Source organism: Bacillus sp. DE0042 (assembly GCF_007680225.1).
Classification (GTDB): Bacteria; Bacillota; Bacilli; order Bacillales; family Bacillaceae_G; genus Bacillus_A; species Bacillus_A wiedmannii.
Genome location: NZ_VEJP01000003.1, coordinates 1 through 14232 on the forward strand (window position 1 = coordinate 1; position 14232 = coordinate 14232).

Sequence of the window (14232 nt, forward strand, 5' to 3'; positions counted from 1 at the left end):
CAAGGTGTTCAAGGTAACACAGGTGCTACTGGACCTCAGGGTGCTCAAGGTAACACAGGTGCTACTGGACCTCAAGGTGCTCAAGGTAACACAGGTGCTACTGGACCTCAAGGCGCTCAAGGGAACACGGGTGCTACTGGACCTCAAGGCGTTCAAGGTAACACAGGCGCTACTGGACCTCAAGGTGCTCAAGGGAACACAGGCGCTACTGGTGCCACTGGACCTCAAGGTGCTCAAGGGAACACAGGCGCTACTGGTGCCACTGGACCTCAAGGTGCTCAAGGGAACACTGGCGCTACCGGCGCCACTGGTATAGGAGCTACTGGACCTACCGGGCCTACTGGACCTAGCTTCCCTGTAGCAACAATTGTTGTAACAAACAACATTCAACAAACAGTACTACAATTTAATAACTTTATTTTCAGTACTGCAATTAACGTAAACAATATTATCTTTAATGGCACAGATACAGTTACAGTTATCAACGGTGGTATTTATGTAATTAGCGTATCTATTTCTACAACTGCGCCAGGATGCGCTCCTCTTGGAGTAGGCATTTCAATTAATGGAGCAGTCGCAACTGATAACTTCTCTTCAAATTTAATAGGCGACTCACTTTCATTTACTACAATCGAAACGTTAAGAGCTGGCGCAAACATTTCTGTCCAATCTACTCTTAACGAGATTACGATCCCTGCAACAGGTAACACTAACATTCGACTTACTGTATTTAGAATTGCTTAAATTTCACTATTTATTGTTTATGACAAATAAAAAAAGAGCGAGAAACTCGCTCTTTTTTTGTTATGTACAATAATTCATTACTACTCTAATTCAATTGAAACATTTTTTTGTGGTACAAATGTAGAAATTGCATGTTTATAAATAAGCTGTTGCTTACCTTCTGTTTCCAGTAGGACTGTAAAATTATCAAATCCTTTAATTAATCCACGAAGCTGGAAACCATTTAATAAGTACAGCGTAACAAACGTATTTTCTTTACGGAGTTGATTTAAAAACTGATCTTGAATATTGATTGATTGCTTCATGTCGAATCCTCCTCTTTTTCTCTACTTACTATTATTCGACTTTAGTTGTAACTTTCCTTCTATGTATCGTAAAATTTCTGACGTTTTTTCACCGCCGGTAACATCAAACCACGTGACATCCATCTTATTACGGAACCACGTTAATTGACGCTTTGCATAACGACGTGAATTCGTCTTTAATTGTGATACCGCTTCTTCTAAAGAGACACGATCCTCAAAATAATCATATATCTCTTTATACCCAATCGCTTGAATAGATTGACAATCTCGTATCCCTCTATTATACAATCCTTCTACTTCTTCTAATAACCCTTGGTCCATCATTATATCAACTCGTAAGTTAATGCGATCGTATAGCATTTCTCGATCCATTGTCAAGCCAATTAAGGAAACATCGTATAATAACTCGTTTTCTTGTTTTTCAAGTTGATCACTCATTTTTTCACCCGTCGTGTGGAAAATTTCTAACGCTCTAATGACACGACGTACATTATTTGCATGAATACGCTCAGCACTTTCTGAGTCTACTTCTTGTAATTTCTTATGTACATATTCCACACCACGTTCTAATGCTAACTTTTCCATTTGTTCTCGGTACATAGTATCGCCAGCATCATCCGTAAACTGATAATCGAATAAAACAGATTGAATATACAGACCAGTTCCACCAACGATAATTGGCAATTTACCACGCTCTGTAATCTCTCGAATATGCTTACGAACACGTTCTTGAAATTCGGCAACAGAAAATGATTCTTCCGGATTTTTTATATCGACCATATAATGCGGAATTCCATCCATCTCTTCTTTTGTCACCTTTGCAGTTCCAATATCCATCGTACGATAAATCTGCATGGAATCTCCACTTATAATTTCACCATTCAACGCTTTGGCAAGATCAATACTTAACTTCGTCTTTCCAACAGCAGTTGGTCCAATGATGACAGCAACTTTTTCACGTTGCACTTCTCCCATATCATTCAACTCTCTTTATGTAATGTACTCCATCTATTGATTATATCCAATCTTACCAATTTTAACGGCATGATTGCAAGTTCTTTCATTTCGGTACATGAAATTATAAATAAAAAAGAACATAGTTTGTCCAATTCCGCATATACATGATTAAAAATACCTTCGAGAGGATGAGTTGACTATGAAACAATCCACCATTAATTTTTCATCTTTAACAAAAGACCTTATTTTAGCTACTGCTACAAAAGAACAAAATTGTTCACAAGAAGAATTATATTTCGCCTTAAATTGTTTGCTACGTTCTTTTCATTCTACTCTCCAAGAAACAACATTACATCCAGAAAATAAAAATACAGAGTATATACAAAATCAATTTTGCAGTGCCTATAAAATTATTACAGGTAAAACTATTTATCCTTTTCAATAACCCATAAAAGGCGGTTGCTTACATACTTTCAAGCAACCGCCTTTTATATTAATACATATACACTATTTGATCACTTTCACTTTTACAGATTTGCGCCCCCAGCTATTGGCACTACCATCTGAACCGACTAATACATCAATACGATTTCCTTTAATCGCACCACCAGTATCTCCAGCAATCGCTTCTCCATATCCTTCTACCCATACTTTTGATCCAAGCGGAATTACTTTAGGATCAACAGCAATTACTTTCATATTCGGATTTGCTGTTAAATCATGCCCCATTGCAGTTAATACACGACCACCATACGTACCATTCTCACTTGGATGCGCTGTATACGCTGTCGCTTCTACTGTTATTTCACGTCCACCAGCAGGTGCACTTGTTTCAGTAGATTTCGTAACTTGTTTCGTAGTTGACTGCTGTTTTGCCACAGGTTTACTTGATTCTACATTTTTAACAGACTCTTTGCTCTTAACTACTTTATTATTTTTAACCGGCGTATTTACTCTTACTGGCGCCTCTTCTTGCGTTACAACTTCTTTCTTTTCAATTACAGGTGCCGTCCCTGTTAAAAATGGCATGTGAACATATCCCGTTTTTCCATTATAGTCAAATTGTAACCATTCATTTTGAACTTGATTTGTCGTTTCAATTACATCATCTTTATTCAGTTTACCAAGAATTTCAGATTCAGTATTCGCTCCAGCACGAACATTTAACGCGCCCGCCGTTACATAATATGTACTTTTTGTAAATTCAGCACTTACAAACGCTTCTTTACCATTTAATTTAATTTTTGCCCATCCGTTTTCTGTATTTATAACATCTAATTTATTTCCACTTAACATTTTACCTACAAGCTTTGACTCTACAGTTGGGTTTTCTCTAACATTTAATACGTCTGTTGTTACAATCGTTTCTGCTTTCGCAGAACCTGCAAAAATCCCAAGACCAAAAACTGCCGCCGTTGCTATACCTAATAATTTTTTCATGAATAGCCTCCATTTGCTTTGTTTTCGTATTTTCATTATAGCAACAGATTTTTAGGATTTTTAGAAATCACACAATTACAAACCATTCGTAATACACGATTAATGAGTTGTAACATAAATTTCCATATTAATGAATTCCATTTCTAATAGAATTCCCAGTAGTTTTCATATATTTTCCACATACTAGCCCAGAATTTTTTTCCAAAAAAAATTACAGTATTACTTTTTTGTTACAAAAAAACCATATTTCATTACATCTTTTACCAAAATTCATCATTCTCCAATTATTAATCTCCTTTTTTGCAATAAAAAAGAGCAGCTAATAAAAGCTACTCCTTTTTCATGTGTTATTTAACTTTCTTTTTCCAAATCCCCATCATAAGAGCTGAAATAACTGTCCCTATGAATATCGAGAAAATATATAGCACCGGTTTATTTACTAATGCGATAACAAACAATCCACCATGCGGTGCTGGTAATGTAATTTGGAATAACATAGATAATGCACCCGCAATACTTGAACCAACAACACAACTTACTATTACTCGAATCGGATCTGCAGCTGCAAATGGAATCGCACCTTCTGTAATAAACGATGCTCCCATAATATAATTTGTTAAACCAGATTTACGCTCTGCTTCAGTAAATTTTGATTTAAAGAAAGTAGTTGCGAATGCAATCGCTAATGGTGGTACCATACCACCGGCCATAACAGCAGAGTGTACGCCAAAGTTCTGCGCTTCTATTGCAGCAATGCCAAATGTAAAAGCAGCTTTATTAATTGGACCACCCATATCAATTGCCATCATACCACCTAATATAAGACCTAGTAATATAGCATTTGTACCGTTCAAACCATTTAACCATCCTGTTAACATTTCATTCAATGCTACTACAGGCGGAATTACTACTTTTTGCATAACAACTCCTGTAATCAACAATCCAAAGACCGGATATAACAATACAGGTTTAATTCCTTCTAACTGTGCTGGTAATCCTGAAAACAATCTTTTCAATCCTAAAACAACATACCCAGCTAAGAAACCAGCAATTAATCCCCCTAAAAATCCAGCATTCGCATGTGCTGCTAAAAATCCACCGACAACACCAGGCATAAATCCTGGACGATCAGCAATAGAACTCGCAATAAATCCAGCTAAAATTGGTACGAGGAATAAAAACGCACCTGTTTTGCCTCCACCAATAGACATTAACAATTCAGCCAATGGTCCTTCTGCTTTTATGCCACCAATCCAAAATGCTAGTGCAATTAAAATTCCTCCACCAACAACGAATGGAAGCATATTACTTACGCCACTCATTAAGTGCTTATAAATTCCTAATCCTTTTTCTTTCTCTGTACTTTCTGTCTTCCCATCTTCCTTTATTCCTTTAAAGATTGGCGTATCTTGCTTTACAGCTCGATTAAGAAGCGCTTCCGTTTTTCTAATCCCATCAGCGACTGGCACTTGAATGACATGTTTCCCAGCAAAACGGTTCATTTCTACTTGTTTATCTGCCGCAACAATTATAGCCGTTGCGCGTTCAATGTCCTCTTTCGTTAAACCGTTTTTTACACCTGTTGATCCGTTCGTCTCAACTTTAATTGCTATACCTAGCTCTGCTGCTTTTGCTTTCAAGCTATCCGCTGCCATATAGGTGTGAGCGATTCCAGTTGGGCAAGCCGTAACTGCTAGTACGTATGGTTCATTTCCTTCTGGTTTTGCAACTTCAATGTCTTCTTCTTTTTCATTCTCTTTTTCATCAAATAAACGAAGAAGTTCCTCTTCATCCTTTGCTTCTAACAATTGCTTACGAAATCCTTCATCCATTAATAATGTAGATAGGCGCGATAACGTTTCTAAATGAGTATTATTCGCCCCTTCGCTCGCAGCAATCATAAAGAATAAATGCGCTGGCTGTCCGTCAAGCGATTCATAGTTGATACCGCTTACACTTCTACCAAAACAAATCGCTGGTTGCTTAACAGCTTTTGTTTTCGCATGAGGTATTGCAATCCCTTCTCCTATTCCTGTCGTACTTTGTGATTCCCGCTTTAAAATAGCTTCTTTAAATTCAGCTTTACTATTTAAACGATTTGCTCCGTCTAATTTCTCAACTAATTCATCTATGACAGCTTCTTTATTTGAAGCTGTCAAGTTCATAATAACTGTATCCCTTTTTAATAGTTCTGTAATTTTCATATGTTACTTCCCCCTATCGCTTAGTTACAATTACTTGCGACAATAATTCTTCTACTTTTTCTTTTTCACATAAATCAGCTGAAAATGCTGTTGCACTCCCTGTTGCAACGCCATATTGAAATGCCTTTTCAATATCTTTTGTCTGTTCATATTTACCTACAAATCCTGCAACGAGAGAATCTCCGGCCCCAACCGAATTAATTACAACACCTTTTGGAACAGTTGCTTCATATATACCTTCTGCCGTAAATAATAACGCCCCATCTCCAGCCATTGATACGATAACATGCTCTACACCTTGTTCAACTAATTTTCTTCCAAACGGTAAAACATCTTCTACTGTTGAAATCTCTACTCCGAATAACTCACCAAGTTCATGATGATTAGGCTTTATTAAAAATGGTTTATTTTTAATTACATGCTGCAGCGCACTTCCACTTGCATCGACTACTACGCGAATACCTTTCTCAGCTCCGAGCGTTGCGATTGATTCATAAAAAGTAGTTGAGATAGACGCCGGTACACTTCCAGCTAGTACAACACAATCTCCCTGCCTCATACTTTCGATTTGTTTCATTAATTGTTCAAATTGTTCATTTGTCACATTAGGACCTTGCCCATTTAATTCTGTCTCTTCTTGCCCTTTTATTTTCACATTAATTCGGGAATCACCGTCTACTTGGACGAAGTTTGTTGTTACACCTTCCGCCTGTAATACATCTTTAATAAATCGACCGGTAAATCCACCAGTAAATCCAAGCGCTACATTTTCAACACCTAAACGATGAAGAACACGAGAAACGTTAATACCTTTCCCTCCAGGAAATTTCATATCTTCCTCTGCTCGATTTACTGCGCCTAAATCGAAGGAATTAACTTGTACTACATAATCAATAGATGGGTTTAAAGTAACTGTATAGATCATTGTTTATCAGCCTCAATTACATTGGTTTGTCTTTTATATTTTTCTAAATCAATTTCTAAATGGTTTGTAATAATATTCGCTTCTTCAACATTGGCAATTTTCGCAAACGCAACTTCTGAAAACTTACTTTCATCAATTAAGAAATATCCTTCGTTCGCAAATGTTAATGCCATTTGTTTTAAAAGTGCCTCTTCTGGATCTGGAGTTGTAAAACCAAGCTGTTCATGTACACCATTCGCTCCTAAGAAACATTTATCAAAACGGTACTTCTGCATACTTTCCTGTGCCATAGCACCAATTAAAGCTTTCGTCCTACTTTTCATCATTCCGCCTAGTAAATACGCACGAATATTATTTTCAACTAAAGCTTCAATATGCATAAGTCCATTCGTAACGACAGTAACATCTTTATTTATTAAAAATGGAATCATTTCAAATGTTGTACTTCCTGCATCTAAATAAATGCAATCACCTTGTTCAACAATGCTAGCCGCATAGTTAGCAATTTGTTGTTTTATTTGAATGTTTTTGGATGATTTTTCAACCATCGTTGGCTCTTGCCCTTTTCCTGTTAAAACAGCAGCACCACCATGAACTCTTTTTAATAACCTTTGCTTTTCCAATTGCGCTAAATCACGACGAATTGTTGATTCAGAGCTTTCTGTTCTTTCCACTAATTGCTGTAATTTAACAACCTTCTGCTCTTTTACAAGTTGCAATATCATTTGATGACGTTCAGGAGTTAACATTTTATTCACCTCTTCTTTGATTACAGTATAATGAAAACGATCACAAAAATCAACCATAAACATTCACAAATAACCAAAACCAGTCACAAACAGTTATAAACAATAAAAAAGAAACCCATTTGATTGTTATATCAAATGGGTTTCTTTTTTCGATTCACTTATAAAGAAGCTTTATATATACTTAAAACATCGTCTTTATTTAATTTTTTAAAGTTACCAAATTCACCATAAGCCATCGCTTTATCAGCCATTAAATCAATTTCATTTTCCCCAATACCGTAATCCGCTAACGTTACTGGTGCCTCAATTGAAGTCCAAAATTGACGTAACGCCTCAATTCCTTCTAACGCAATTTCTCGATCAGTCTTTTCAGCTGTTTCTACATCGAATACGCGAATAGCGAACTGTTTAAAACGACTTACATTTTCATCTACAACACGCTTCATCCAGTTCGGGAATAAAATCGCAAGGCCACCCCCGTGTGGTATATCATGAACCGCAGAAACTGCATGTTCAATATTATGAGTCGCCCAATCTCCTTTTACTCCCATCGCTAAAATACCGTTTAACGCCATAGTACCGCAATATAAAATAGTTTCTCTATGCTCATAATTTTCTAAATCACTTAAAAGCTTAGGAGCAGTTTCAATTACTGTTTTTAAAACAGATTCACAATAACGATCTTGTAATTCTGTATTTGTTCCATGATGGAAGTATTGCTCTAATACGTGCGACATAATATCTACCATACCGTAAATTGTTTGATCCCTCGGCACAGACACAGTATGAACTGGATCTAAAATCGAAAACTGCGGGAAAGTAACTGGGCTACCCCAGCCATATTTTTCATTCGTTTCCCAGTTTGTAATGACAGAACCAGCATTCATTTCAGATCCTGTTGCCGCAAGCGTAAGTACCGTACCAAATGGTAACGCCTCACTAGCAAATGCTTTTTTCGTTACAATATCCCATACATCTCCATCATATTTGCTACCAGCAGCAATCGCCTTCGTACCGTCGATTACACTTCCTCCGCCAACCGCCAATATGAATTCGACGCCATTATCTTTACAGATTTGAATCCCTTTCTTTACAGTTGATACACGCGGATTCGGTTCAACACCTGTCAATTCAAATATTTCTGCATTTATATCTTTTAAAATAGAAATTACATTATCATAAATACCATTTCTTTTAATACTGCCTCCCCCGTATACGAGAAGAACCTTTTTACCGAACTGTGGAATTTCAGTTTTCAACTGTTCTAATTGACCTTTACCGAAAATAAGTTTCGTTGGATTACGAAATACAAAATTTTGCATATTTCTTTACCATCCCTTCTATATGAAAAGCAACTATACTTTTGTATACCATATTTTTTTCATTTCACAAAAATATTTGCCTAACAAAAAAATCCCAGCCTACAGGCTGAGATTTTTTTATTGGTAATAAGGTGAGATCATTAAGTAAACAATAACACCAGATAAACTTACATATAACCAAATTGGCATCGTCCAACGTACAATTTTACGATGACGTGTTAATTGATTTGTAAAACCAAATACAAGTGCAAACAATGCAAGTGGTACAATAATAGCTGCCAGGATAATATGTGTAATTAAAATAATGAAGTACACATATTTAATGAATCCTTCCCCACCAAAATGTGTTGCCGGCGCCAAGTAATGATACGATAAATAAGAAACACAAAATAGCAACGTCGTTGTAAATGCTGCGAGGATGAAACCACGGTGCATTTTCACATTCTTCTTAATAATAGAGTATAAAGCTGCTAATAAGAATACGAACGTAAAGCTATTAAAAATTGCATTTAACATTGGTAAAATTGTTACATCAAAATGTACTTCTCCTTCATAGCCAACAGGTCCAAAGAACAAAAATAAAATAATCGCATTTACAATTACAGAAAGCGTTATCACAATAGGAGCATAGCTTTTCTGATTAGTTGATTGATCCACCAAAATGGTCACTCCTCTTCCTTCAAATATGTATACGTAACCTCACTATTTTAACATATTATTCACAGTGTAAATGTGACAATAGTTTGACACAGTAAGACAAAGCAAAGAAAAAAATCCTTCTTAATAAAACTTCTTAAGAAGGATTTTATCGCTTTATTATTTAAATAGCAATGTAATTAGTTTTTGTTAAAAAACGTATTGCTATATGCTTGATAAATTTCAGATACTTGATATCCCATTAAAGAAATTGCTGTTAATGAAAAGAAACCAATCATAAGAAATCGAAACCACATATAAATCTCCTCCTTGTATTTAGCTTAAAAAGCAGTCGCTATATTACAAGTTGAGTGGCACTCTTCATCGTCACTTTCCTTTTTCTTTACAATTGCTGTTATAAATCGAATCATAAAGAAAATCACAAAAGGAAATTGTTCGTAATTTACCTTGGCATAGTTTGGCAACGGCTCGCGTTGCACATCGAACGGAGATGCGAAGGAATAGAACATACCTTGCTCTTCCATATATACAATTACAATTTTCATACAAAACATTATTCCTAGAAACGAAACAATATCTTGCCATTCTGTCGTATATAACAAGTTATACAGCTCTAATACGTACTCTTCCATCGTCATCCCCCCTTCCTTTTTTATCATTTTGCTCGCCTTCGTATAAAAAGTCAAGAAAAAAGTTTATATTCACTATGACAATAGTAATTACTTGTTTCTATGATTATATATGATTCTTTTATAGCAATGATTGGGTGTAACTCTCTTCTAAAACAAGAAATTAGAATCGAACAGATTCCTCATTCTTACTTTTAGGATTCAACAATGTACTATTTTTATTTCTATTAAAAATAAAATAAGAAATTATTATAAGAACAGTAACAAGCATTGTTAAAAGCGCTTGTGAACGTAAAGATTCAATTGCGAGCATGGCAACTAAAACTGCTATAATCGCAGCAATTGTAACATATGTTACATATGGAAAAAGCCACATTTTCACTTTCAAATTTTGTTGTTCCGCTTTCCCCATTTTTTTACGTATCTTGAAATGTGAAACTGCTATAACGAGATAAACGAGTAACGCAATCCCGCCAGATGCATTCACTAAAAATAAAAATACTTTATCTGGAGATATGTAACTAAAAACAACTCCAATGTAAGCAAAGAAAGTTCCAAATAAAACCGCCCGAACTGGAACACCACTACTATTCAATTTCAAAAATGCCTTTGGCGCATCTCCTCTTTCTGCCATTGAAAAAAGCATTCTTGAGTTCGTATATAAACCCGAATTTAAACAAGAAAGTACAGCTGTTAAAACGATAAAATTCATAATTTGCGCTGCCGCTGGTATCCCTATATGTTCCAGTACCGCCACAAACGGGCTTTTTAGTATGTTCGCTGAATTCCACGGAAGGAGTGTAACAACTACAGCGATCGATCCAATGAAAAATACGAGAATACGCCAAATTACACTATTTGTTGCAGTTTTGACTGCCTTTACAGGTTCGGCAGACTCTCCAGCGGCTACTGCAACAATCTCTGATCCCATAAATGAAAATATAACGACGGTAATTCCAAGTAGCACCGAACTTATACCATTTGGCATAAATCCTCCTTGCCCTACTAAATTCGAAGTGCCAGGTGCTTCCGTTCCTGGTACAAATCCTAAAATAACAGCTAGTCCAAGACAAAGGAACAAAACAATACTTATTACTTTAATAAATGAAAACCAATATTCAAATTCTCCAAATGATTTCACCGAGAAAACATTCGTCAACGTTAATAAAATCGTTAATATTAAGCTTAATAACCAGAGTGGGATTTCTGGAATCCAGTATTGAATAATACCAGCACCTGCTGTAGCTTCTATTGCAATAACAATTACCCAGAAAAACCAATATAGCCACCCAATTGTATAACCTGCCCATGGACCAATTGCCTCTCTTGCATATGTTGCAAATGAACCACTTGTCGGATTAATAGCTGCCATTTCTCCTAGCATTCTCATAACGAAAATAACTAGAAGTCCTGCTAATGCATATGAAACGATAGAACCTGGTCCGGCTGAATGCACAACCGCACCACTTCCAACAAACAAACCAGCTCCTATTACGCCACCAATGGAAATCATTGTAATGTGGCGTATTTTGAGGTCTTTCTTGAGATTTTTATCCAACTCTTGTACATCCCCCTCCAAACTTAATTTTGAAATTTATGTAAGAGTATTATGCGAAAAATCTTGTCCTATACTTTAAAATATATCAAAATATTCTGAATTTAACAATCGTAATTCGACCTCCTCAAAAAATTATTTCATTAGGTTTAATAATTTCCCATACACAATTGTTGAGAAAATTATAGTCACCTTACAAAAGATAGAATTTTCAGATATTATGAAATAAACAAGATTATACATCTAGACAACTTTTTGTATAGGAGTGTTGATATGTTAAACAAGTTCAAATTTATTTGTTGTACTTTAGTAATTTTCTTACTGCTACCGCTAGCTCCCTTCCAAGCACAAGCTGCAAACAATTTAGGATCAAAATTACTCGTTGGATACTGGCATAACTTCGATAACGGTACTGGCATTATTAAATTAAGAGACGTTTCACCAAAATGGGATGTAATCAATGTATCTTTCGGTGAAACTGGTGGTGATCGTTCCACTGTTGAATTTTCTCCTGTGTATGGTACAGATGCAGAGTTTAAATCAGATATTTCTTATTTAAAAAGTAAAGGTAAGAAAATAGTTCTTTCAATAGGTGGACAAAATGGGGTCGTTTTACTTCCTGATAATGCCGCTAAGCAACGTTTTATTAATTCCATACAATCTCTAATTGATAAATACGGTTTTGATGGAATAGATATTGACCTTGAATCAGGAATTTACTTAAACGGTAATGACACTAATTTCAAAAATCCAACGACTCCTCAAATCGTAAATCTTATTTCAGCTATTCGGACAATCTCAGATCATTACGGTCCAAATTTTCTATTAAGCATGGCTCCTGAAACAGCTTATGTTCAAGGCGGTTATAGCGCATATGGAAGCATATGGGGTGCATATTTACCAATTATTTACGGAGTGAAAGACAAACTAACATACATTCATGTTCAACACTACAATGCTGGCAGCGGCATTGGAATGGACGGCAATAACTACAATCAAGGTACTGCAGACTACGAAGTCGCTATGGCAGATATGCTCTTACATGGTTTTCCTGTAGGTGGTAATACAAATAACAATTTCCCAGCTCTTCGTTCGGATCAAGTCATGATTGGACTTCCTGCAGCACCAGCGGCCGCTCCAAGTGGCGGATATATTTCTCCAACTGAAATGAAAAAAGCTTTAGATTATATCATTAAAGGAATTCCTTTCGGAGGAAAGTATAAACTTTCAAATCAGAGTGGCTACCCTGCATTCCGCGGCCTAATGTCTTGGTCTATTAATTGGGATGCAAAAAACAACTTTGAATTCTCTAATAACTATAGAACATATTTTGATGCGATTCCCTTGCAAAAATAATAAAAAACAACAATAGGTTAAATAACCTATTGTTGTTTTTTATTTATGTAAATTACTTTTTCACTTCTACATGATGAAAAGATTCTTTTCCATCTCTACATAACTATTTACAATACTTAAAAGGAATTTGCCACGAAACCATTTCGTTATATAAACTTTCCAATTCTTTATGCCATGTTTCTACCATAGAAATTCCTCTTTCTTTTTTAACACTTTAAATAAAAATCACATAACATTCTGTATTTATCTAATAAAAAAAGAGAACTTTCTCTGAAAGTCCTGTTACTACTCTAAAATAGTCTAGTTACTATTTTGCTTCAATACAAATACTGAAAGTTCAGGTACACTCCAAAATCTAACAGGCATTCGTGTTGTCCCAATACCACGATTTACGTATAAATGTAACGGCTTATTCTTCCCTTCTAATTCATACATACCTTCAACATGACTCTCAGCTAACTTTGTAGTAATTAATGGACCTATAAAAGGAATTTGAACTTGTCCTCCGTGACTATGGCCTGACATTTGAAAATCAACTGGGTAACGAGCTACTCTATCTACAACATCTGGCTCATGTACTAATAGCATATTGAAATCTTGTTGCTTTATATGTTTTAAAGTCGAGTCTATTTGCGGCTTACCTAATAAAAAATCATCCAAACCTGCTATTGTAATATACTTACCGTTTTCCGCTTTTATTTTCTGCACTTCATTTACTAACACAGAGAAACCAGATTCCTCCATATACTTTTTATAAAATAAACTACCTCCCCCGCCCCTATCATGATTCCCAAACACAGCATATTTCCCTAAAGGCGCATGTATTTTCTGTAAAATACTTTTCGCTTCTTCTCTTTCGGCTTTATACGATCCAAACTTATCTATTAAATCCCCTGTAAAAACTACTACATCTGGATGTAACGCATTCATCTTCTCCACCAAATTTTCTAGTTGTTTCAGTGTAAATTCTGGCCCTAAATGTACATCCGAGAATTGTAATATTTTCTTATTATTAAACTCTTTAGGAATTGTAGAAGCTTCTATTTCATTCCACGTAACTGTTACTAGTTTCCGTTCTATTTCTGTCGCATAGAAATACAAACTTATTGAAATCATTACTATGCTTATGAAACTAATTATAAATATCTTGACGATTGATTTTTTTTGTTCTTTTTTCACATGATGCGTATGCATGTTCTCACCTCTAGAAGTACTTTAAAGCCTTATTGTTACATTAATGTGACAACACGAACAATGTTAGTTATATCCTATTCTATCTCCATTCACTTTGACAAATTTATACAGAAGTCATACCATATTTTTATAATACATAGATTCTTAAAAATGTTACATCTATTCATTTCATCATCTTATTAAGGAGAGATTATT

General features: G+C 35.5%; 14 protein-coding genes. 3 read left to right on the forward strand and 11 right to left on the reverse strand.

The features are described from left to right. The coding region (locus tag FS802_RS13985) for a Gly-Xaa-Xaa repeat protein (RefSeq protein WP_144525112.1) at nt 1-744 on the forward strand (744 nt) is incomplete at its 5' end. A gap of 80 nt (nt 745-824) precedes the next feature. On the opposite strand, the gene hfq is transcribed toward FS802_RS13985, so the two are convergent. Together hfq and miaA are read right to left on the reverse strand one after the other, a co-directional pair. Continuing rightward, the gene (gene hfq / locus FS802_RS13990) at nt 825-1049 is read right to left on the reverse strand and encodes an RNA chaperone Hfq (RefSeq protein WP_000813896.1); all 225 of its coding nucleotides are present in this window, start codon (nt 1047-1049) and stop codon (nt 825-827) included. A gap of 21 nt (nt 1050-1070) precedes the next feature. Beyond that, the gene (gene miaA / locus FS802_RS13995) at nt 1071-2024 is read right to left on the reverse strand and encodes a tRNA (adenosine(37)-N6)-dimethylallyltransferase MiaA (protein WP_098653413.1); all 954 of its coding nucleotides are present in this window, start codon (nt 2022-2024) and stop codon (nt 1071-1073) included. Nucleotides 2025-2205: 181 nt separating this feature from the next. Between miaA and FS802_RS14000 the strand changes: the two genes are divergently transcribed. Next, complete coding sequence (locus FS802_RS14000) at nt 2206-2451, forward strand: hypothetical protein (RefSeq protein WP_000814419.1); 246 nt, start codon at nt 2206-2208, stop codon at nt 2449-2451. A 62-nt stretch (nt 2452-2513) separates the two neighbouring features. Here FS802_RS14000 and entD read toward each other — a convergent pair whose 3' ends face one another. The 8 genes from entD to gabP all read right to left on the reverse strand — a co-directional run bounded on the left by entD (nt 2514) and on the right by gabP (nt 11490). Then, nucleotides 2514-3446, reverse strand: coding sequence for a cell wall-binding protein EntD (gene entD / locus FS802_RS14005; protein ID WP_000734617.1), 933 nt, complete (start codon nt 3444-3446; stop codon nt 2514-2516). Nucleotides 3447-3793: 347 nt separating this feature from the next. Continuing rightward, nucleotides 3794-5650, reverse strand: coding sequence for a PTS fructose transporter subunit IIABC (locus FS802_RS14010; protein WP_144525114.1), 1857 nt, complete (start codon nt 5648-5650; stop codon nt 3794-3796). A gap of 13 nt (nt 5651-5663) precedes the next feature. Beyond that, the gene (gene pfkB / locus FS802_RS14015; protein WP_098720683.1) at nt 5664-6575 is read right to left on the reverse strand and encodes a 1-phosphofructokinase; all 912 of its coding nucleotides are present in this window, start codon (nt 6573-6575) and stop codon (nt 5664-5666) included. Then, nucleotides 6572-7324: a DeoR/GlpR family DNA-binding transcription regulator gene (locus tag FS802_RS14020; protein WP_000957284.1), complete on the reverse strand. Its 753-nt coding sequence runs from the start codon at nt 7322-7324 to the stop codon at nt 6572-6574. The genes pfkB and FS802_RS14020 overlap by 4 nt, the downstream gene beginning before the upstream one ends. A 158-nt stretch (nt 7325-7482) precedes the next feature. Further along, a complete protein-coding gene (locus tag FS802_RS14025; protein WP_098720681.1) occupies nt 7483-8646 on the reverse strand; it encodes an iron-containing alcohol dehydrogenase in 1164 nt (387 codons plus the stop codon). A 117-nt stretch (nt 8647-8763) separates the two neighbouring features. Then, nucleotides 8764-9306 carry a DUF420 domain-containing protein gene (locus tag FS802_RS14030; RefSeq protein ID WP_000228316.1) on the reverse strand — a complete coding sequence of 181 codons (543 nt, stop codon included), beginning with the start codon at nt 9304-9306 and terminating at the stop codon, nt 8764-8766. A 317-nt stretch (nt 9307-9623) separates the two neighbouring features. Next, on the reverse strand, nt 9624-9962 hold the full coding sequence (locus FS802_RS14035) for a hypothetical protein (protein WP_122974119.1): 339 nt from the start codon (nt 9960-9962) through the stop codon (nt 9624-9626). Nucleotides 9963-10095: 133 nt separating this feature from the next. Continuing rightward, complete coding sequence (gene gabP / locus FS802_RS14040; protein WP_000360102.1) at nt 10096-11490, reverse strand: GABA permease; 1395 nt, start codon at nt 11488-11490, stop codon at nt 10096-10098. Between the two features lie 270 nt (nt 11491-11760). Between gabP and FS802_RS14050 the strand changes: the two genes are divergently transcribed. Then, a complete protein-coding gene (locus FS802_RS14050; protein WP_002203602.1) occupies nt 11761-12843 on the forward strand; it encodes a chitinase in 1083 nt (360 codons plus the stop codon). 300 nt (nt 12844-13143) lie between these two features. On the opposite strand, the gene FS802_RS14055 is transcribed toward FS802_RS14050, so the two are convergent. Next, the gene (locus FS802_RS14055; RefSeq protein WP_098653412.1) at nt 13144-14037 is read right to left on the reverse strand and encodes a metallophosphoesterase; all 894 of its coding nucleotides are present in this window, start codon (nt 14035-14037) and stop codon (nt 13144-13146) included. Nucleotides 14038-14232 lie beyond the last annotated feature (195 nt).